The 20825-nt window shown below is 72.7% G+C and carries 18 protein-coding genes and 1 pseudogene; 16 read left to right on the top strand and 3 right to left on the bottom strand.

Translation table 11 applies throughout. The annotated features are described in order from the left end of the window. Positions 1 to 172: 172 nt before the first annotated feature. The 6 genes from dxr (at position 173) to ABT122_RS06475 (ending at position 7355) form a co-directional block, all read left to right on the top strand. A complete protein-coding gene (gene dxr / locus ABT122_RS06500) occupies positions 173 to 1423 on the top strand; it encodes a 1-deoxy-D-xylulose-5-phosphate reductoisomerase (protein ID WP_351546296.1) in 1251 nt (416 codons plus the stop codon). After that, on the top strand, positions 1420 to 2721 hold the full coding sequence (locus ABT122_RS06495) for a M50 family metallopeptidase (protein ID WP_351546295.1): 1302 nt from the start codon (positions 1420 to 1422) through the stop codon (positions 2719 to 2721). Before dxr ends, ABT122_RS06495 begins: the two co-directional genes overlap by 4 nt. A 178-nt stretch (positions 2722 to 2899) precedes the next feature. Next, a complete protein-coding gene (gene ispG / locus ABT122_RS06490; protein ID WP_351546293.1) occupies positions 2900 to 4054 on the top strand; it encodes a flavodoxin-dependent (E)-4-hydroxy-3-methylbut-2-enyl-diphosphate synthase in 1155 nt (384 codons plus the stop codon). Positions 4055 to 4174: 120 nt separating this feature from the next. Then, positions 4175 to 5020 (top strand): GNAT family N-acetyltransferase, encoded by an 846-nt coding sequence (locus ABT122_RS06485; protein ID WP_351546290.1) that lies wholly within the window; start codon positions 4175 to 4177, stop codon positions 5018 to 5020. A 20-nt stretch (positions 5021 to 5040) separates the two neighbouring features. Then, positions 5041 to 5589, top strand: coding sequence for a GNAT family N-acetyltransferase (locus ABT122_RS06480; RefSeq protein WP_351546287.1), 549 nt, complete (start codon positions 5041 to 5043; stop codon positions 5587 to 5589). Positions 5590 to 5657: 68 nt separating this feature from the next. Then, the gene (locus ABT122_RS06475) at positions 5658 to 7355 is read left to right on the top strand and encodes a proline--tRNA ligase (RefSeq protein ID WP_351546284.1); all 1698 of its coding nucleotides are present in this window, start codon (positions 5658 to 5660) and stop codon (positions 7353 to 7355) included. A gap of 653 nt (positions 7356 to 8008) precedes the next feature. Here ABT122_RS06475 and ABT122_RS06470 read toward each other — a convergent pair. From ABT122_RS06470 to ABT122_RS06460, 3 genes are read right to left on the bottom strand one after another with little or no spacing between them, the layout of a single operon-like run. Continuing rightward, positions 8009 to 8878 (bottom strand): aminoglycoside phosphotransferase family protein, encoded by an 870-nt coding sequence (locus ABT122_RS06470; protein WP_351546282.1) that lies wholly within the window; start codon positions 8876 to 8878, stop codon positions 8009 to 8011. 34 nt (positions 8879 to 8912) lie between these two features. Then, positions 8913 to 9359: a ferritin-like domain-containing protein gene (locus tag ABT122_RS06465; RefSeq protein WP_351546280.1), complete on the bottom strand. Its 447-nt coding sequence runs from the start codon at positions 9357 to 9359 to the stop codon at positions 8913 to 8915. Next, positions 9356 to 9820 (bottom strand): hypothetical protein, encoded by a 465-nt coding sequence (locus ABT122_RS06460; RefSeq protein WP_351546278.1) that lies wholly within the window; start codon positions 9818 to 9820, stop codon positions 9356 to 9358. Before ABT122_RS06460 ends, ABT122_RS06465 begins: the two co-directional genes overlap by 4 nt. Before the next feature lie 188 nt (positions 9821 to 10008). On the opposite strand from ABT122_RS06460, the gene rimP reads away from it, so the two are divergent. From rimP to ABT122_RS06410, 10 genes and pseudogenes are all read left to right on the top strand, one after another. Further along, the gene (rimP, locus tag ABT122_RS06455; RefSeq protein WP_351546275.1) at positions 10009 to 10506 is read left to right on the top strand and encodes a ribosome maturation factor RimP; all 498 of its coding nucleotides are present in this window, start codon (positions 10009 to 10011) and stop codon (positions 10504 to 10506) included. A gap of 2 nt (positions 10507 to 10508) precedes the next feature. Beyond that, positions 10509 to 11516 (top strand): transcription termination factor NusA, encoded by a 1008-nt coding sequence (gene nusA, locus ABT122_RS06450; protein ID WP_351546272.1) that lies wholly within the window; start codon positions 10509 to 10511, stop codon positions 11514 to 11516. Between the two features lie 177 nt (positions 11517 to 11693). After that, positions 11694 to 11981, top strand: coding sequence for a YlxR family protein (locus ABT122_RS06445; RefSeq protein ID WP_351546270.1), 288 nt, complete (start codon positions 11694 to 11696; stop codon positions 11979 to 11981). A 148-nt stretch (positions 11982 to 12129) separates the two neighbouring features. Then, complete coding sequence (gene infB / locus ABT122_RS06440) at positions 12130 to 15249, top strand: translation initiation factor IF-2 (protein WP_351546268.1); 3120 nt, start codon at positions 12130 to 12132, stop codon at positions 15247 to 15249. A gap of 154 nt (positions 15250 to 15403) precedes the next feature. After that, positions 15404 to 15697: a DUF503 domain-containing protein gene (locus ABT122_RS06435; RefSeq protein ID WP_351546265.1), complete on the top strand. Its 294-nt coding sequence runs from the start codon at positions 15404 to 15406 to the stop codon at positions 15695 to 15697. Positions 15698 to 15731: 34 nt separating this feature from the next. Next, the gene (gene rbfA / locus ABT122_RS06430; RefSeq protein ID WP_351546262.1) at positions 15732 to 16175 is read left to right on the top strand and encodes a 30S ribosome-binding factor RbfA; all 444 of its coding nucleotides are present in this window, start codon (positions 15732 to 15734) and stop codon (positions 16173 to 16175) included. Further along, on the top strand, positions 16172 to 17071 hold the full coding sequence (truB, locus tag ABT122_RS06425; RefSeq protein ID WP_351546259.1) for a tRNA pseudouridine(55) synthase TruB: 900 nt from the start codon (positions 16172 to 16174) through the stop codon (positions 17069 to 17071). The genes rbfA and truB overlap by 4 nt, the downstream gene beginning before the upstream one ends. Positions 17072 to 17535: 464 nt before the next feature. After that, positions 17536 to 17932, top strand: a pseudogene (locus ABT122_RS06420) (serine protease); the annotation flags it as partial. A gap of 711 nt (positions 17933 to 18643) precedes the next feature. Next, on the top strand, positions 18644 to 19384 hold the full coding sequence (locus ABT122_RS06415; protein ID WP_351546551.1) for a hypothetical protein: 741 nt from the start codon (positions 18644 to 18646) through the stop codon (positions 19382 to 19384). Positions 19385 to 19420: 36 nt separating this feature from the next. Further along, the gene (locus ABT122_RS06410) at positions 19421 to 20365 is read left to right on the top strand and encodes a bifunctional riboflavin kinase/FAD synthetase (RefSeq protein WP_351546256.1); all 945 of its coding nucleotides are present in this window, start codon (positions 19421 to 19423) and stop codon (positions 20363 to 20365) included. Positions 20366 to 20825 lie beyond the last annotated feature (460 nt).

Here is a 20825-nt window from a genome sequence, read left to right as displayed (position 1 = left end):
CGGGGCCCGGGTCACGGGCGCGCCCGGACCGCCCCGCCCGGACCGCCCCGCCCGGCCGGTACCGCGCCGGCCGAATCCGGAATCCCGGATACCGGCGGCGTCCGGTGTCCCGATGTCAGCCGACCCGGGCACCGCTGTCCTTCCGCGCCGGGTTTACGGCCACAATGGGGGGATGAGCGACAGCCCATCCCCCCTCGCCGACCCGCATATCGCCTTCGACCCGACCGAAGGGCGCCGGGACATCGTCGTCCTCGGCTCCACCGGGTCCATCGGAACCCAGGCGATCGACCTCGTTCTCCGCAACCCCGACCGGTTCCGCGTCACCGCCCTGTCGGCGGCCGGCGGCCGGGTGGGTCTCCTGGCCGAGCAGGCCAGGCGGCTGCGGGTCGCGACGGTCGCCGTGGCCCGCGAGGAGGCCGTGCCCGCGCTGCGCGAGGCGCTGGAGGCGAACTACGGCGGCGAGCCCCTGCCCGAGATCCTCGCCGGACCCGGAGCCGCCGCCGAGCTGGCCGCCTCCGCGTGCCACACCGTGCTCAACGGCATCACCGGCTCCATCGGACTCGCCCCGACCCTCGCCGCCCTCACGGCGGGCCGCACCCTGGCCCTCGCCAACAAGGAGTCGCTCATCGTCGGCGGGCCGCTGGTGAAGGCCATCGCCCGGCCCGGCCAGATCATCCCCGTGGACTCCGAGCACACCGCGATCTTCCAGTCGCTGGCCTCCGGCACCCGGGCCGATGTCCGCAAGCTCGTCGTCACCGCGTCCGGCGGGCCCTTCCGGGGCCGCACCCGGGCGCAGCTCGCGGACGTCACCCCCAAGGAGGCCCTCGACCACCCCACCTGGGCCATGGGCCCGGTGATCACGGTCAACAGCGCCACCCTGGTCAACAAGGGCCTGGAGGTCATCGAGGCGCATCTCCTCTACGACGTGCCCTTCGACCGGATCGAGGTCGTCGTCCACCCGCAGTCGTATGTTCACTCCATGGTGGAGTTCATCGACGGCTCGACCATCGCCCAGGCCACCCCGCCCGATATGACCGGTTCCATCGCCGTCGGCATCGGCTGGCCCGAACGGGTGCCCGACGCCGCGCCCGCCTTCGACTGGACCCGCGCCTCGTCCTGGGAGTTCTTCCCGCTGGACACCGAGGCGTTTCCGTCCGTGGGACTCGCCCGCCGTGTGGGGGAGCTGGGCGGGACGGCCCCGGCGGTGTTCAATGCCGCCAATGAGGAGTGCGTGGACGCGTTCCTCGCCGGACGGCTGCCGTTCAACGGAATCATGGATACGGTCACCGAAGTCGTCGCCGAACACGGAGCGCCGTCCGGGGGAACCACGCTGACGGTCGGCGACGTTCTGGAAGCGGAGAGCTGGGCCCGGACCAGGGCCCGGGAACTGGCAGGGAAAGCCACAGCGGAGGCTCGCGCATGACGTTGCTGTTGACGGTCCTCGGCATAGCGCTGTTCGCCGTGGGCCTGTTGTTCTCGATCGCCTTTCACGAACTCGGCCATCTCTCCACGGCCAAGCTCTTCGGTATCCGGGTCCCGCAGTACATGGTCGGCTTCGGCCCCACCCTCTGGTCCCGCCACCGCGGCGAGACGGAGTACGGGATCAAGGCCATCCCCATGGGCGGCTACATTCGCATGATCGGAATGTTCCCGCCCGGCGCGGACGGACGGCTGGAGGCCCGCTCCACCTCCCCCTGGCGCGGAATGATCGAGGACGCGCGCACCGCCGCGTACGAGGAACTTCAGCCGGGCGACGAGAAGCGGCTCTTCTACACGCGCAAGCCGTGGAAGCGCGTCATCGTGATGTTCGCCGGGCCTTTCATGAATCTGATCCTCGCCGTGGTGATCTTCATCGGTGTCGCGATGAGCTTCGGATTCGCCACCCAGACCACCGAGGTCGCCGGCGTCCCCAAATGCGTGATCGAGCAGAGCGAGAAGCGCGACAAGTGCGCCCCGGGCGACCCGGTCTCGCCCGCCCAGCTCGCCGGGCTGAAGGCCGGAGACGAGATCGTCGCCTTCAACGGCGAGAAGGTGACCGCCTGGCCCCAGCTCTCGGAGCGCATCCGCGACACCATCGGCCCCGCCACCATCACCGTCGAGCGGGACGGCGCGCAGCGGGTCCTGCACGCCGAGCTGATCGAGAACGAGGTGGTCAGGAAGGACGCCGACGGCGAGGTCGTCCCCGAGGACTATGTCGACGCCGGCTACCTCGGCTTCGTCGCCAAGACGGAGATCATCCCGCTCTCCTTCCCCGACTCGGTCGACCGCATGGGCGGCATGATCGAGAACGGTGTGGAGTCGATCATCGCCCTCCCCGCCAAGGTCCCCGACCTCTGGGACGCGGCCTTCGGCGACGGCGAGCGCAAGGACGACTCACCGGTCGGGGTCCTCGGCGCCGCCCGCATCAGCGGCGAGGTGATGAATCTCGATGTGCCCACCCAGAACATCGTCGCCACCTTCATGCTGCTGCTCGCCGGCTTCAATCTCTCCCTCTTCCTCTTCAATATGCTCCCGCTGCTCCCGCTGGACGGCGGGCATATCGCGGGAGCGCTCTGGGAGTCGCTCCGCCGCAAGGTCGCCCGGCTCTTCCGGCGGCCCGATCCCGGCCCCTTCGACGTGGCCAAGCTGATGCCGGTCGCCTATGTGGTCGCCGGGATCTTCATCTGCTTCACCCTGCTGGTGCTGGTCGCCGACATCGTCAACCCCGTCAAGATCAGCTGACCGGAACCGAACAGATGAGCGGCCGGGTGCACTCAGTGCCCGGCCGCTCACCATTCCGGCGGGTCCGTGCGCCTCTCCCCGCGCGCGATGTGCTCGGCGCGACCGAGGTGCCGTAATCTCGACTGCTGGAGCCCGCCGATTTCGGGACCTCGATCCACACCTTGGGGTTGCACAGCAGATGACCGCGATTTCTCTCGGTATGCCTTCCGTTCCGACCAAGCTCGCCGACCGGCGCGTCAGCCGGCAGATCCAGGTCGGCTCGGTCGCCGTCGGTGGCGACGCTCCCGTATCCGTGCAGTCGATGACGACGACGCGGACGTCGGACATCGGTGCGACGTTGCAGCAGATCGCGGAGTTGACGGCGTCGGGCTGTCAGATCGTGCGGGTGGCGTGTCCGACGCAGGACGACGCGGACGCGCTGGCGACGATCGCGCGGAAGTCGCAGATCCCGGTGATCGCGGATATTCACTTCCAGCCGAAGTACGTGTTCGCGGCGATCGACGCGGGGTGTGCGGCGGTGCGGGTGAATCCGGGGAACATCAAGCAGTTCGACGACAAGGTGCGGGAGATCGCGCGGGCGGCGTCGCAGAGCGGGACGCCGATCCGGATCGGGGTGAACGCGGGGTCGCTGGACGCGCGTCTGCTGGCGAAGTACGGGAAGGCGACGCCGGACGCGCTGGTGGAGTCGGCGCTGTGGGAGGCGTCGCTGTTCGAGGAGCACGGGTTCGGGGACATCAAGATCTCGGTGAAGCACAATGATCCGGTCGTGATGGTGAACGCGTACCGGAAGCTGGCGGCGGCGTGTGATTATCCGCTGCATCTGGGGGTGACGGAGGCGGGTCCGGCGTTCCAGGGGACGATCAAGTCGGCGGTGGCGTTCGGCGCGCTGCTGAGCGAGGGGATCGGGGACACGATCCGGGTGTCGCTGTCGGCTCCTCCGGCGGAGGAGGTCAAGGTGGGTATCCAGATTCTGGAGTCGCTGAATCTGCGGCAGCGGCGGCTGGAGATCGTGTCGTGTCCGTCGTGCGGGCGGGCGCAGGTGGATGTGTACAAGCTGGCGGACGAGGTGTCGGCGGGGCTGGAGGGTATGGAGGTGCCGCTGCGGGTGGCGGTGATGGGGTGTGTGGTGAACGGGCCGGGTGAGGCGCGTGAGGCGGACCTCGGGGTGGCGTCGGGGAACGGCAAGGGGCAGATCTTCGTCAAGGGCGAGGTCATCAAGACGGTCCCGGAGTCGAAGATCGTGGAGACGCTGATCGAGGAGGCGCTGAAGATCGCCGAGCAGATGGAGAAGGACGGTATCGCCTCCGGCGAACCCCAGGTCTCCATCAGCTGACCCCGGCATGTTTTCGGCCCCGCCCGCGCTCCGCGCGAGCGGGGCCCTCCCTGCGCTCGGCACCCGGCCCACCCGGCAGGTACAGTGCGGAGATCGGCAGACGGCAGGTGAGGCCCCCCAGTGTTGACGCAGACCACCACCCGGGTCCTCGAACCCGGCGACCTCGGCGCGGCGCTCGCCGTCCTGGAGAGCGAACCCGTCGCCAACGCCTTCGTCACCTCACGCGTCCAGGTCGCGGGGCTCGACCCCTGGCGCCTCGGCGGTGAGATGTGGGGCTGGTACGCCGACGGCAGACTCCGCTCCCTGTGCTACTCGGGCGCCAATCTCGTCCCCATCTGCGCCGGCCCCGAGGCCGTCCGCGCCTTCGCCGACCGCGCCCGCCGCGCGGGCCGCCGCTGCTCGTCCATCGTCGGCCCCGCCGAGCCCACCGCCCAGCTGTGGCGCCTCCTCGAACCGAGCTGGGGCCCCGCCCGGGACGTGCGCCCCCGCCAGCCCCTGATGGTCACCGACCGGCTGCCCGACACCGTCCGGCCCGATCCCCTGGTCCGCCGCATCCGCAAGGACGAGATGGACGTGATCATGCCCGCGTGCATCGCCATGTTCACCGAGGAGGTCGGGGTCTCCCCGATGGCGGGCGACGGCGGGCTGCTCTACCAGGCGCGGGTCGCCGAACTCGTCGGCGCGGGCCGCTCCTTCGCCCGGATCGAGGACGGCCGGGTGATCTTCAAGGCCGAGATCGGCGCCGCCACCACCCAGGCCTGCCAGATCCAGGGTGTCTGGGTGGACCCCGAGTTCCGGGGCAGGGGCCTCTCGGAGACCGGTATGGCCGCCGTCCTGCGGTACGCCATCGCCGATGTCGCCCCGGTCGTCAGCCTGTACGTCAACGACTACAACACCCCCGCGAGAGCGGCCTACCGGCGCGTGGGCTTCGAGGAGACCGGGGCGTTCATGAGCGTCCTGTTCTGACCCCCAGTAGGGTTTCGCGCATGGCAGCCCTCCCCGACGTCGTGGTCGAACCCATCGACCTCACCACCCGGATCGACGAAGCCCTCGCGGTGCAGGCGCTCGCCTTCGGGCTCGCCGAGGACGAGATCGAGGTCCGCCGGCACATCGTCCACCGCCACCTCCTCCAGCCGGGTGCCCGCGCCCTCGGCGCGCTCACCGGGACGGGGCGCCTCGTCGGCTTCGTCTACGGCATGCCCAACGACCGCAGGCACTGGTGGTCCACCGTCGTGGAGCCGTATCTGCGCCGCACCGGCAGCGAGGGGTGGCTGGACGGCTCCTTCGTGATCACCGAACTCCATGTGCACCCCGCCTTCCAGGCGCGCGGGATCGGCCGCGAACTGATCACCACCCTCACCGACGGCGCGGACCAGCCCCGCTCGATCCTCTCCGCGATCGACATCGAGTCCCCGGCCCGGGGCCTCTACCGCGCCCTCGGGTACGAGGACCTCGCCCGCCATGTTCTGTTCCCCAGCGCGCCGAGTCCGTACGCCGTGATGGGCGCCCCGCTGCCCCTGCGGCGCGACAACTGATTTCCGCCCTCACCCGCCACCCGGCTAACCTCTCGACACCACCCTTTCTTGACGCAGGAGAGTTCCCCATGGCAGCCCAGGTCCAGCGCATGTCCCGTCTGATGGTCAAGACACTGCGCGACGACCCTGCCGACGCGGAGACACTCAGCCACAAGCTGCTGGTCCGGGCCGGGTACGTACGCCGCAACGCCGCCGGGATCTGGTCCTGGCTGCCGCTCGGCAAGCAGGTCCTGGAGAACGTCACCCGCGTGGTGCGCGAGGAGATGGACGCGATCGGCGGGCAGGAGGTCCTGCTGCCCGCGCTCCTGCCGAGGGAGCCGTACGAGGAGAGCGGGCGCTGGGCCGAGTACGGCGCGGAGCTGTTCCGGCTCAAGGACCGCAAGGGCGCGGACTACCTCCTCGGCCCCACCCACGAGGAGATCTTCACCCTTCTGGTGAAGGACCAGTGCACCTCCTACAAGGACCTGCCGGTCACGCTCTACCAGATCCAGACGAAGTACCGCGACGAGGCCCGCCCGCGCTCGGGCATCCTGCGCAGCCGCGAGTTCCTGATGAAGGACTCGTACTCCTTCGACACCACGGACGAAGGGCTCGCCGAGTCGTACGCCCGGCACCGCCAGGCGTACATCAACATCTTCCAGCGGCTCGGCCTGGAGCACCGGATCGTGTCGGCGGTCTCGGGCGCGATGGGCGGCTCGGCGTCGGAGGAGTTCCTGGCCCCGGCCGCGGCGGGCGAGGACACGTTCGTGTACTGCCCCTCCTGCGACTACGCGGCCAACACCGAGGCCGTGACCTACGCCGCGCGGCCCCCCGCCGCCGTCGAGCACCCGCCGGTGGAGGAGCTGGACACCCCGGACACCCCGACCATCGAGACCCTCGCCGCGCACCTGGGCGTCCCCGCCTCCGCGACCCTGAAGAACCTCCTGGTCAAGGTGGACGGCGAGATCGTCGCGGTCGGCGTGCCCGGAGACCGCGAGGTGGACCTCGGCAAGCTCTCCGAGCACCTCGCGCCCGCGCAGGTCGAGCTGGTGACCGCCGACGACTTCACCGGCCGCCCCGACCTGGTGCGCGGGTATGTGGGTCCGCAGGGCCTGGAGAAGGTCCGCTGCCTCGCCGACCCGAGGGTGGCCGAGGGCACCGCGTGGATCACCGGGGCCAACAAGGACGGCGTCCACGCGAAGAACGTCGTCGTGGGGCGGGACTTCACCGTCGACGAGTACCTCGACGTCGTGGTCGTCCAGGACGGCGACCCCTGCCCGAAGTGCGGCACGGGGCTGAAGCTCGACCGGGCGATTGAAATCGGCCATATCTTCCAGCTCGGCCGCAAGTACGCGGACGCCTTCCAGCTCGATGTGCTGGGGCAGCAGGGGAAGCCGGTCCGGGTCACGATGGGCTCGTACGGCGTCGGTGTCTCGCGCGCGGTCGCCGCGCTGGCGGAGCAGACGGCGGACGGGCAGGGGCTGTGCTGGCCGGCGGAGATCGCTCCGGCGGATGTGCACGTGGTGGCCGCCGGGAAGGCCGCGCAGACCGAGCTGGCGCTCGATGTGGCGGAGCAGTTGGCGGCGGCGGGGCTGCGGGTGCTGGTGGATGAGCGGGCGGGGGTGTCGCCGGGGGTGAAGTTCACCGACGCGGAGCTGATCGGCGTGCCCAAGATCCTGGTGGCGGGGCGCCGCTCGGCGGAGGGGGTCGTCGAGCTGAAGGACCGCCGCACGGGCGAGCGCGAGGAACTCCCGGTGGCCGAGGCAATCACGCGCCTCCGCCCCTAGGTCGTCTCTTTCGGATCGTGCCGGGCTCGCGAGCCCCGGCACCGCGCCTCGCCGCGTTGTCGTCGGTCGCCGGTGCTCCGCGTGGGCTCGCTCCCCGCCTCGCGATCCACGGCACCGGACCCCGCTCACCGATCCGGCCCGATCCGAAAGAAACTCCCCAGCCCCTCCCCGGGGGCTCCCCGCGCGACCGGCACCCGCACGGCGCGGGCCCGTGTCGGGGGCCGGCCCCGAGCCCCCGCGCCTCAATCGCCGGCGGGGCTGAGAAATCCCAGCCCGTCCGGCGTTTGAGGACGGACCTCTCGTCACGGGTGGCCCGAGCATTCCCAGCCCGTCCGGCGTTTGAGGACGGACCTCTCGTCACGGGTGGCCCGAGCAATCCCAGCCCGTCCGGCGTTTGAGGACGGACCCTGTGCCACAGGACCCCGCACGGTGCGGGCCACGGTCGGGGGCCGGCCCCTAGCCCCCGCGCCTCAATCGCCGGCGGGGCTGAGAAATCCCAGCCTGTCCGGCGTTTGAGGACGGACCTCGGGTGACGGGTGGCCCGAGCATTCCCAGCCCGTCCGGCGTTTGAGGACGGACCTCTCGTCACGGGTGGCCCGAGCAATCCCAGCCCGTCCGGCGTTTGAGGACGGGGCCCGGGCCCCCGGCCCGGGTCAGAGCCAGGAGGCGAATTCCAGGGTCAGCTCCGCCTCGCGGAGCCTCCCCGCGGCCACCCCCCGCATCCCCGACTCCACCGCCCTGAACAACCCCCACCCCCGCACCCTCTCCGCATCCACCTCCAGCGAATCCGCCAGCCTCCGCACCCTGCGGCGCGCCGCCGACGGGCCGGACGAGGCCGCGATCAGATCCTCCGCGCGGTCGCGGACCAGACGGGCCAGGTCGTAGGCGCGTTCGCCGACCACCGGCTCGGGGCCCACCGCGAGCCAGGGGGTGCGGTCGGCCGCCAGCACCTTCCCCTGGCGGAAGGCACCGTGCAGCAGAAGGCTCTCCGGCGCGTCGGCCACCAGCTCGTCGCGCCGCTCCAGCGCCGCCGCCACCAGCGGATCGTCCAGCCCCCGCAGCCCCCGCGCCTGCCGGTCCGTCCGCTCCGCCACCGTCTCGAACCCGTGCCCCGCCGGCGGCGGAGTCCACAGCCGCCGCACGATCCCCGCCGCCTCCAGCAGCGCCTTCGCCTCCGGCAGCGACCGCAGCGACACCTCCGGGTGCAGCCGCTCCAGCAGCAGCGCGTCCCCCGTGTCCCCCATGGCCAGCGGCTCGACCGAACCCCACCCGCCCCAGTGCTCCAGGGCGGCCCGCTCCAGCGCCGGAAGGGCCTGCGGAGGGGCGAGCTTCAGCGCCGCCGGGGTGCCGTCGGCCCGCCGCACCAGAAGGATCAGACCGCTTCGGCCGCCCGGCGCCAGGACCCGCTCCACCTCCAGGCCGAGCCGGGCCACCGTCTCCTCGGCGATTCCGGGCAGCCGCCCGAGCCACGGGTCGCTCTCGCCGAGCGCCCGCACCAGACGCCGGGGCGCTTCAAAACCCATGCGCGCGTGGCTCCCTATCCCTTGTCCGCAGTTGTCACGGCCGCGCCCGCTCGGCGAGCCCCGGAAAGGCTACGCCGCTGCCCCGCCACCGGACCGCCCGGACCGCCGCTTCCCGCAGCGCCACCGCGGCCTCCCGCCGCAGCCCGCCCTCCCCGGCGCGCACCAGATCGGAGTAGACACCCGCCACCCGGTCCTCCAGATACGCGGCGAGCCGCACCGCCGCGGGCCCGTCGGGCACCGGGAACGGCAGCGTGTAGGCGGCAGCCGCCGGCACGGGCTCACCGCCCAGATCCCGTACGGCGCGCGCGAGCCCGTCCCGCCGGGCCCGGTGCGCCGCGTGCGCGGCGCTCGCCTCGCCCGCGCGCTCCTCGCCGACCCGGGCGCCGACCACCCCGTACCCGTACACCGCCGCGTGCTCCGCGGCCAGCGCCGCCTGCACGGCGGTGACCCGCGCCTTCCTCTTCCCGTCCGTCCCGCTCACCGTGGACCGTCCTCCGTCAGCAGATAGGCGTGCGCGGCCCCCGCCGCCGCCAGTGACGCCAGCAGCCGGGCGAACTCCGGATCGGCGGTCTCCAGGGCCGAGGAGTGCACATCGGCGGTGCGGCGCTCCGCGTCCGCCAGCGCCGCGAGCGCGAGCGGCTCCTCGGCCGGCACCCGCGCCGAGGGCCCCGCCGCCCCCTGCGCCCCGGCCGTCCCCGCCCCGCCGAGCGCCGTGATGTGCTCGGCGACCGACGCCCGCAGCGCGGTCAGCCGCGCGGCCAGCCCGGGGTGGCGCGCGATCGTGGCGTCGTAGCGGTCGCGCAGCGCCCCGCTCGCCGCCGCCGCCCGCCGGCGCGCCGCCGCCGCGGCCCGTACCCGCTCGGCCTCCGCCGCGGACCCCGCGCCCCGGGAGCCCTCCGTGCAGCCCGTGAGGGCGCCCGCCGCGACCACACCCGTCACCATGAGCACACGTCTGCGTGTCGTCCCCGGGTGCCCCACGCACGTCTCCCTCGACCCTCGGTGATCATCGCCGCAGGCGAGCGTACCCCTGGGGCCCCGGAGGTGGACGGCAACACCCTCCGGGACCGGATACCCTTTGATTCGACACGCGACGATCCCACAACAGCACACGCGGCCGAGGAGTCACCCGGATGAGCACCACCCAGAGCGAGAGGCTGCGCGCGTTGCTGGAACCGCTCGTCAGCGCCGCGGACCTGGACCTGGATGAGATCGAGATCTCCCGCGCCGGACGCCGCCGTCAGCTCAGGATCACCGTGGACTCCGACGAGGGCGCCACCCTGGACGCCTGCGCCGAGCTGAGCCGGGCCATCTCCGAGAAGCTGGACGAGACCGACGCCATGGGCGAGGAGGAGTACGTCCTCGAAGTCGGCTCCCCCGGCGCCGAGCGCCCCCTGACCGAGCACCGCCACTACGCGCGTGCCGTCGGACGGCTGGTGAGGTTCCACCTCGGGGACGGCGGCGAAGTGGTCGCGCGCATCCTCACCGCGGACGGTGAAGGGCTCGATCTGGAAGTGCCCGGCGTCAAGGGGCGCAAGCCCACCGCCCGCCGCATCGCCTTCGCGGAGATCGAGCGGGCGCGTGTGGAGATCGAGTTCAACCGCAAGGACAAGAAGGAAGAGGAGGCGTAGCCGTGGACATCGACGTAAAGCTCCTGAAGGGCTTGGCACAAGAGAAGGAGATCCCCTTCGACCTGCTGGTCGAGGCGATCGAGTCGGCCCTCCTCATCGCGTACCACCGCACCGACGGCAGCCGCCGCCACGCGCGGGTCGTGCTGAGCCGCGACACCGGCCATGTGACCGTCTGGGCCAAGGAGGACGCCGCCGATCTGGAGGAGGGCCAGGAGCCCAAGGAGTTCGACGACACCCCGTCGGACTTCGGCCGGATCGCCGCCACCACCGCCCGCCAGGTCATCCAGCAGCGCCTGCGCGACGCCGAGAACGACGTCACCTTCGGCGAGTACGCCCGCCGCGAGGGCGATGTGGTCTCCGGCATGGTCCAGCAGGGCAAGGACCCCAAGAACGTCCTGGTCAGGCTGGACGACAAGCTGGAGGCCATCCTGCCGGTGCAGGAGCAGGTCCCGGGCGAGGAGTACACCCACGGCCTGCGGCTGCGCACCTATGTGGTGCGGGTCGCCCGGGGTGTGCGCGGTCCGTCCGTGACGCTCTCGCGCACCCACCCCAATCTGGTGAAGAAGCTCTTCGCGCTGGAGGTCCCGGAGATCGCGGACGGCAGTGTCGAGATCTCGGCCATCGCCCGCGAGGCCGGCCACCGCACCAAGATCGCGGTCCGCTCCACCCGCTCCGGGCTCAACGCCAAGGGCGCGTGCATCGGTCCCATGGGCGGCCGGGTCCGCAATGTCATGGCCGAGCTGCACGGCGAGAAGATCGACATCGTGGACTGGTCGGACGACCCGGCCGACATGGTCGCCAACGCGCTCTCCCCGGCACGGGTGAGCAAGGTCGAGGTCGTGGACCTCGCGGCGCGCTCCGCCCGGGTGACCGTGCCGGACTACCAGCTCTCGCTGGCGATCGGCAAGGAGGGCCAGAACGCCCGCCTCGCCGCCCGTCTCACCGGCTGGCGCATCGACATCCGCCCGGACACCGAGCAGAGCGAGGGCTCCGCTCCCGACCGGGACTGACGACCACACCGACCATGGCCGGATTTCGGCCATGGTCGGAGAAATTCCGGCGCGGCCGGGAAGTAATCCGGCGAGGATGCCGTTGCCACAGCAGCGGCATGGCACCGAGAACGAGACAACGATCGTTCGATTCTTGCCCCACGGGGATGAGGTCGCTACGGGGAGGTAGACTTAATCGTGTCTGGCCGGACGCCCGCCCGCCCACGCCCTGAACGCACATGTGTGGGGTGCCGGGAGCGAGCGGCCAAGACCGATCTGCTGCGCATTGTGGCCGTTGGAGACGACTGCGTCCCCGACGATCGCGGTACGCTGCCCGGCCGGGGTGCGTATGTACACCCCGTGCTGGTCTGTCTCGATCTTGCTGTACGACGCCGGGCATTCCCCAGGGCCTTCCGGGGCAGGGGACCGCTTGACACCTCCGCTCTGCGGCGGCGGATGGAGCAGACCAAGCAGCAGGTTCTGTAAGAAGAAGTGCGGCACGGAGCCCCGTGCGGTCAGGTACCTCGCGAGTTGGAAGTAGGTCGAGATTGCGATGAGCACTCGATGAGTACGCGATGAGTACGCCCATGAAGTAGCGACGGTCCGGCGGTAACCCGGACCTCAAAGGAGCGAAGTGGCTAAGGTCCGGGTATACGAACTCGCCAAGGAGTTCGGCGTGGAGAGCAAGGTCGTCATGGCCAAGCTCCAAGAGCTCGGTGAATTCGTCCGTTCGGCTTCCTCGACGATCGAGGCGCCGGTTGTACGCAAGCTGACAGACGCACTGCAGGGCTCGGGCGCGGGCAAGTCCCCCGCCAAGCCCGGCGCGCCCCGCAAGGCAGCGCCGTCCCCCGCCGCCCCCCGTCCGGGCGGCCCCACCCCCGGCGCGCCCTCTCCGGCCGCGCCTCGTCCGGGTGCTCCCAAGCCCGGCGCACCGGCCCCGGCTCCGGCCCCCAGGCCGGCCGCCGCGGAGGCCCCCGCGAGCAGCACCCCGGCTCCGGGCCCCCGCCCGGGTCCCAAGCCCGCCCCCGCCCGCCCCGCGGCCCCGGTGCCCCAGGCGGAGTTCTCCGCCCCGGCTCCGGCCCAGCCCGCGGCCCCGCAGGCGCCGCAGGCCGCCCGTCCCGCCGCCACCCCCGGCCCGCGCCCCGCGCGTCCGGCCCCCGGTGGTCAGCGTGACGGCGGCCAGCGCGACGGCGGTCAGCGCGACGGCGGCCGCGGTGGCGACCGCCCCGCGCGTTCCGCGCCCGGCCAGGGCGGCCCCCGCCCCGGCGGCAACCGTCCGGCCGGTCCCCGTCCGGGCAACAATCCCTTCACCTCCGGTGGCTCCACCGGAATGGCGCGTCCGCAGGCGCCCCGTCCCGGTGGCGCCCCGCGTCCCGGCGGCGGCGGTGCTCCCGGCGCCCCGCGTCCGCAGGGCGGCCCCGGTGGCGCGCCCCGTCCGCAGGGTGGTCAGGGCGGTGCCCGTCCGACTCCCGGCGCGATGCCCCGTCCGCAGGCGCCCCGTCCCGGTGGCGGCCCCGCGGGCAACCGCCCGAACCCGGGCATGATGCCGCAGCGTCCCGCTGCCGGCCCCCGTCCCGGCCCCGGTGGCGGCGGCGGTCGCGGTCCCGGTGCGGGCGCGGGCCGTCCCGGCGGTGCCGGTGCCGGCCGTCCCGGTGGCGGCGGCGGTTTCGCCGGTCGTCCCGGTGGCGGTGGCGGCGGCGGCCGTCCCGGTGGCGGCGGCGGTTTCGCCGGTCGTCCCGGTGGCGGTGGCCCCGGTGGCGGCGGCGGCTTCGGCGGCGGTCGTCCCGGCTTCGCCGGCCGGCCCGGTGGTCCCGGTGGCCGTGGTGGCACACAGGGCGCGTTCGGCCGTCCCGGCGGGCCCGCCCGCCGTGGCCGCAAGTCGAAGCGCCAGAGGCGCCAGGAGTACGAGGCCATGCAGGCCCCGTCGGTGGGCGGCGTCATGCTGCCTCGCGGCAACGGACAGACCGTCCGCCTGTCGCGCGGTGCCTCGCTGACCGACTTCGCCGAGAAGATCAACGCCAACCCGGCGTCGCTCGTCGGCGTGATGATGAACCTCGGCGAGATGGTCACCGCCACGCAGTCCGTCTCCGACGAGACGCTGAAGCTGCTCGCGGACGAGATGAACTTCATCCTCGAGATCGTCAGCCCGGAGGAGGAGGACCGCGAGCTGCTCGAGTCCTTCGACATCGAGTTCGGCGAGGACGAGGGCGGCGAGGAGTTCCTCGTGTCCCGTCCGCCGGTCGTCACCGTCATGGGTCACGTCGACCACGGAAAGACCCGGCTGCTGGACGCGATCCGCAAGACGAACGTCGTCGCGGGCGAGGCCGGCGGTATCACGCAGCACATCGGCGCGTACCAGGTCGGCACCGAGGTCAACGGCGAGCACCGCAAGATCACCTTCATCGACACCCCCGGTCACGAGGCGTTCACCGCCATGCGTGCCCGTGGTGCGAAGTCCACCGACATCGCGATCCTCGTGGTCGCGGCGAACGACGGTGTGATGCCGCAGACGATCGAGGCGCTGAACCACGCCAAGGCGGCCGGTGTGCCGATCGTGGTCGCGGTCAACAAGATCGACGTCGAGGGCGCGGACCCGGTCAAGGTGCGCGGTCAGCTCACCGAGTTCGGTCTGGTCGCCGAGGAGTACGGCGGCGACACCATGTTCGTCGACATCTCCGCCAAGCAGGGTCTGCACATCGACTCCCTGCTGGAGGCCGTGGTCCTCACCGCGGACGCCTCGCTCGACCTGCGGGCCAACCCGGAGCAGGACGCGCAGGGCATCGCGATCGAGGCCCACCTCGACCGCGGTCGCGGCGCCGTCGCCACCGTCCTCGTCCAGCGCGGTACCCTCCGCGTCGGCGACACGATGGTCGCCGGTGACGCCTACGGCCGAGTCCGCGCCATGCTCGACGACAAGGGCGAGAACGTCGACGAGGCGGGTCCCTCGACCCCGGTCCTCGTCCTCGGTCTCACCAATGTCCCGGGCGCCGGCGACAACTTCCTGGTGGTCGACGAGGACCGTACGGCCCGTCAGATCGCCGAGAAGCGGGCCGCCCGTGAGCGCAACGCCAACTTCGCCCGCAAGGGTGTCCGGTTCTCCCTGGAGAACCTGGACGAGGCGCTCAAGGCCGGACTGGTCCAGGAGCTCAACCTCATCATCAAGGGCGACGCGTCCGGTTCGGTGGAGGCTCTCGAGTCCTCGCTGCTCCAGCTCGACGTCGGCGACGAGGTCGACATCCGCGTCCTCCACCGCGGTGTGGGTGCGGTCACCGAGTCGGACATCGACCTGGCCATGGGCTCCGACGCCATCGTCATCGGCTTCAACGTCCGCGCGGCCGGCCGTGCCGCGCAGATGGCGGAGCGCGAGGGTGTCGACGTCCGGTACTACTCGGTGATCTACCAGGCCATCGAGGAGATCGAGGCGGCCCTCAAGGGCATGCTCAAGCCGGAGTACGAAGAGGTCGAGCTGGGCACGGCGGAGATCCGCGAGGTCTTCCGCTCGTCCAAGCTGGGCAACATCGCCGGTGTGCTCATCCGCTCCGGCGAGGTCAAGCGGAACACCAAGGCCCGTCTCATCCGCGATGGCAAGGTCATCGCGGAGAGCCTCAACATCGAGGGTCTGCGCCGCTTCAAGGACGATGTCACCGAGATCCGCGAAGGCTACGAGGGCGGTATCAACCTCGGAAACTTCAACGACATCAAGATCGACGACGTCATCGCGACGTACGAGATGCGCGAGAAGCCGCGCGGCTGATCGCACGGCTGACGCGGCACGGTCGGCCGGGGCCGGTCGGCGGGGGATTTAACCCGTCGATCGGCCCCGGCCGCTCCGTGTACGGTTCAGGGGTCCCCGGCGAACACCGGCGGGGACCCCTGAACCCGAACCGGCGGGACATCCGGATACATCCATGTATGTGGGGTCACTCTCCTTCGATCTGCTTCTCGGTGACGTACGGTCGCTGAAGGAGAAGCGTTCCGTGGTCCGTCCGATCGTCGCCGAGCTCCAGCGGAAATTCGCGGTGAGCGCGGCGGAGACCGGCGGACAGAATCTCCACCGCAGGGCCGAGATCGGCCTCGCGGTGGTCTCGGGTGACACCGGGCACCTCACAGATGTGCTGGACCGGTGTGAGCGCCTGGTCGCCGGCCGGCCCGAGGTGGAGCTGCTGTCGGTTCGACGCAGGCTCCACAGCGACGAAGACTGATGGCAAGGCAAGCAGGTAAGAAGGAGAAGGACCAGTGGCCGACAACGCGCGGGCGAAGAAACTGGCGGACCTCATCAGGGAAGTGGTCGCCGAGAAGCTACAGCGCGGCATCAAGGACCCGCGGCTCGGCACTCATGTGACCATCACGGACACCCGGGTCACCGGCGATCTGCGGGAGGCCACGGTCTTCTACACGGTCTACGGCGACGACGAGGACCGTGCCAGTGCCGCGGCGGGATTCCAGAGCGCCAAGGGCGTACTGCGCTCGGCGGTCGGTGCCGCCGCGGGCACCAAGTTCACGCCGACGCTGACCTTTGTCGCCGACGCCCTCCCCGAGAACGCCAAGACGATCGAGAACCTGCTGGACAAGGCACGGTCCTCGGACGCCAAGGTGCGGGAGGCGTCGTCCGGCGCCACCTACGCCGGCGAGGCGGACCCGTACCGCAAGCCGGAGGACGAGGACGAAGCCGCCGAATGACACAGCGGACCACCACGCCCGACGGACTTGTCATCGTGGACAAGCCGTCGGGCTTCACTTCGCACGACGTCGTCGCCAAGATGCGCGGGATCGCCAGAACCCGCCGCGTCGGACACGCGGGGACGCTCGACCCCATGGCCACCGGAGTCCTGGTGCTGGGCGTCGAGAGGGCCACCAAGCTCCTCGGGCATCTCGCGCTCACCGAGAAGGAGTACCTGGGCACCATCCGGCTCGGGCAGAACACCGTCACCGATGACGCCGAGGGCGAGATCATCTCGTCCGCCGACGCCTCCGGTGTCACCCGTGAGGGCATCGACGCCGGGGTGGCCGCGCTGAGCGGCCCGATCATGCAGGTGCCGTCCAAGGTCAGCGCCATCAAGATCGACGGCAAGCGGTCGTACGCACGCGTGCGCGGCGGCGAGGAGTTCGAGATCCCGGCCCGTCCGGTCACCGTCTCCTCCTTCCGCGTCTACGACGTGCGGGAGGCCGCGGCCGAGGACGGCACACCGGTCCTGGACCTGGTCGTCTCGGTGGTCTGCTCCTCCGGTACGTACATCCGCGCCCTCGCCCGGGACCTCGGTGCCGGACTCGGCGTCGGCGGCCATCTCACGGCCCTGCGCCGCACCCGCGTCGGCCCCTACGGCATCGACGCCGCGCGGACGCTGGACCAGCTCCAGGAGGAGCTGACCGTGATGCCCATCGCCGAGGCCGCTGCCGCCGCGTTCCCCCGCTGGGACGTGGACGAGCGGCGCGCCAAGCTGCTGCTCAACGGCGTACGGCTGGACATACCGCCCCACGAGCGGGCACCGGTCGCCGTCTTCGGCCCCGGGGACCGCTTCCTGGCACTGGTGGAGGAGCAGAAGGGCAAGGCCAAGAGCCTCGCCGTCTTCGGCTGACCTCGCCCCACCGCGTCCCGCCCGGGAGCGGACGGCCCACCCGGCCGCCCGCGCCCGGGCGGCGCTCGGAGTCGACCGGGGGTCACCCCGGGGGCGCGTTCGCCGGGCGTTCTTCACCCGCCGGCCGGCCGCGTCCTACCGTCGGAACCATGGGACGCGGGGACCTGGCGAGGCTCAGACCCGGCTGCGATCTGGTGCGGATCTGCGATCTGGCCGGACGGCCGCGCGGCACCGGATTCGCCGTCGACCAGCACGGCACCCTCATCACCGGCCACGAGAGCGTCGACGGACTGGCCCGGCTGGTGCTGCACGCCCCGGGCGGGCGGACCTGGCTCGCCGATGCAGCCGCCATCACCCCGCTACCCGGCGCCGGGCTCGCCCTGGTGCGCACCCGGGACCTGGGGCTCCGGCCCGTCCCCGTGAGCGTCCGGGCGGCGCATCGCCCCCGGCACGGCCCTGACAGTGCCCGGGTGTGCCGGGCGCTGGGCGGCGATCCGCCGGGGCGGCCCACCCGGGCGGAGATCTTCGGCGCCCATCTGGATCTGCTCTGCCTCCGGATCGCGGTGCGGGTCGCGGCCGTCTCCCGGCCCCCGCTGCGGGGGCCGGGCCGTCCGCCGGCCGGCGGCCCGCGTCGCCGGGCGGGTCCACGAGGCCGCCCGGCGCTGTCCGGACCACGGCCATGGCGCACTCGACCGCGAGTCCTTCGAGGAACTCTTCCCCCGGCGCACCGGCTGGGCCGCCGTGACCCTCACGGAGGGCCTGCTCGTCCCGGCGGGCGGCGGGTACCGCTTCGCCCACGAGGAGGTGGCCGACTGGCTCCAGGGAGCTCACCTCGCCCTCGGCGCGGCGCTCCGCACGCTCACGGGCCCGCCGTCCGCCCCGGAGCCCGTGCGCCCGGCTCCGCCCCCGCCGGGCTCCCGGCGGGAGCGCTCGCCGCCCTTGGGCCGGGCGCGGCCCGCGGGACGCGCCCCCGGGCGCCGGGAGCCACGGGAGCCGGCGGAGCGGAACCGGGGCCGGGGCGCCACGGGCTGCCCGCCAGGGCCGCGAGGGTGTCCGTGGAGGGGTACGTGCCGCCGTCCCCGGGCTCCGCCCGGGCCGAGCCGCCGCCTCCGCTGCCCGTCCACGGCACCGCACCGGGCCCGTCGTCCAGGCGCTGCTGCTCCAGGACCGGGTCCACGGACCGGCCGCGCTGACCCGGGCGCTCAAGAGCCTCATCGACGCGGTGGGGCGGCCGGAGGCCACCGGGGAGACCTCCTGGTGGGCCGGGCGGCTGCTCTCCGAGACCCTGCTCAGGGTGCCCGAGCCCGCCGAGTACCTCCCCATGCTCCGTCTCCTCGCCGACCGCGTTGCCCGCGCTCACACCCGCCACCCCCACGGCCCCGGCGCCACCCCGGCTCCAACCGGCGGCCCGGGAGAGTTCGCCCCGTCCTTCTGGCTGCGGCTGCGCCTTCCCGGGACCGCCCGGCTCGACCTGCTCCGCCGGCTGATCCCGGCGGACGACCCGCCCGGCGCCCCCGCTACCGGGACGCCGCCCCGGCCCTGGCGCCACACGCCCGCGCCGCGCCCGGGCTCGTGGCGAGCGCGTCCACCGATGCCCTCGCCACCCATCCCGGACCGGTGCTCGAAGCCTTCCGGGACCGGCTGGCGGCGGACGACCGGGCGGGGGAGGTGCTCCTGGCCCTCGCCGGGGCCACCGCGCCCGCACCCGCCCGGGGCGCTGCCGCCCTCGTCGCCGCGTACGCCGCCCGCGCCGGCCGCCGCCCCGGCGGAGCCGCCCACACCGCCGCCTGCGTGGACCGGGGGCTGGACCGGGGACCGGCCGCCCGGGCCGTCCTGCTCCCGCTGGTCACCGGCGTACTGCGGGCCCCTGACGGCGCGTGCGGGCGCCCGGCGCTCGCGCCGGTGCTCGTGGGGCCGGGGCCACCGCCCTCCCACCCGCTGCGGGACGAACTCCTCGGGGTGCTCCTCGACGTCTGCCCCGAGGACGAGTACGGCACCCTCGGCGCCCACCTGGAGGCCGCCGCCCACACCTGCGAGGCCCGCCCCGAGCCCCGTACCCGCGAACTCGTCCTCCGCACCGCGCTGCTGCTCACCCGCACATCCGAGGGGTCCGCGCGGTGGCAGCGACGGATTGTCCGGCTGGCCGGGGAGGCACCGGCGTTCGCGGAACTCCTCGCCCAATGGCTGGCCAGAGCCCCTCAGGAGTGGTCCGGACTGACCGGTCCGGCCCTGCGCCGGGCCGTCGTGGCGCGGGCCGGTCCGATACCGGTGCGAGCCGACGGCCCCGGGCATGGCAGTCTTAGACCTGCGTAATTCCAGTACACAGGGTTCGGGCGAGGAGCGGTCACAGTGCAGCGCTGGCGTGGCTTGGAGGACATCCCCCAGGACTGGGGGCGCAGCGTCGTCACCATCGGCTCCTACGACGGGGTGCACCGCGGACACCAGCTGATCATCGGACGGACGGTGGAGCGGGCCCGGGAGCTGTCCGTGCCGTCGGTCGTCGTCACCTTCGACCCGCACCCCAGCGAGGTCGTGCGCCCCGGCAGCCACCCGCCGCTGCTGGCGCCGCACCACCGGCGCGCGGAGCTGATGGCGGAGCTGGGTGTCGACGCGGTGCTGGTCCTGCCGTTCACCCCGGAGTTCTCGAAGCTCTCCCCGGCGGACTTCATCGTCAAGGTCCTGGTGGACAAGCTCCACGCCCGACTGGTGGTGGAGGGCCCGAACTTCCGCTTCGGCCACCGGGCCGCCGGGAACGTGGAGCTCCTCGCCGAGCTGGGCGCGACCTACGACTACGACGTCGAGGTCATCGACCTGTTCGTGACGGGCGAGGCGGGCGGCGGGCTGCCGTTCTCCTCCACGCTGACCCGGCGGCTGGTCGCCGACGGCGACGTCGAGGGAGCCTCGGAGATCCTGGGCCGCCCGCACCGAGTCGAGGGCGTGGTGGTACGGGGTGCTCAGCGCGGCCGTGAACTCGGCTTCCCGACGGCGAACGTGGAGACGCTGCCGCACACCGCGATCCCGGCGGACGGGGTGTACGCGGGGTGGCTGACGGCCGCCGGGGAGCGGATGCCGGCGGCGATCTCGGTGGGGACGAATCCGCAGTTCGACGGGGTGGCGCGGACGGTGGAGGCGTATGCCATCGACCGGGTGGGGCTGGAGTTGTACGGGCTGCACGTGGCGGTGGAGTTTCTGGCGTATGTGCGGGGGCAGCGGAAGTTCGACTCGGTGGATGCGCTGCTGGTGGCGATGGCCGGGGATGTGGCCCAGTGCCGCACCTTGACGAGGGAGCCCTGACCCCTCGTCCGTCCGGCACGGCCTCCCCTCCGAGGCCGCCTGAACCGGCCCCACGTGCCCCCGCACGACGGCCGACCCGAGCGATCCCTTCGGCCGCCCGGGCCATCTCCGCCTCTCCACCGTCCGAGCCCGCCCCCGTGCCCCGGGTGCCCCGGGCAGTCTCATCGGGTGCCCGGGGCATCCTCAGCCCGTCCGGCGTTTGAGGACGGACCCCGCACCCCGGGCGCCCCGAGCAGTCTCTGCGGCCACCCCGGGCGTCCTCAGCCTGTCCGGCGTTTGAGGACGGACCCTGTGCCACGAGTGGCCCGAGCAATTTCAGCCCGTCCGGCGTTTGAGGACGGACCCTGGTCCACAGGACCCCGCACCCTGCGGGCCCGGGTCGGGGGCCAGCCCCCGAACCCCCGCTCCTCAATCGCCGGAGGGGCTGGGTGGTGTGGCTCAGTCGCTGGAGGGGCTGGGG

The organism is Streptomyces sp. NPDC001985 (assembly GCF_040296845.1).
GTDB lineage: Bacteria > Actinomycetota > Actinomycetes > Streptomycetales > Streptomycetaceae > Streptomyces.
The sequence above is the reverse complement of the archived record's forward strand: the minus strand, read 5'-3'. Positions and strand labels throughout refer to the sequence as shown.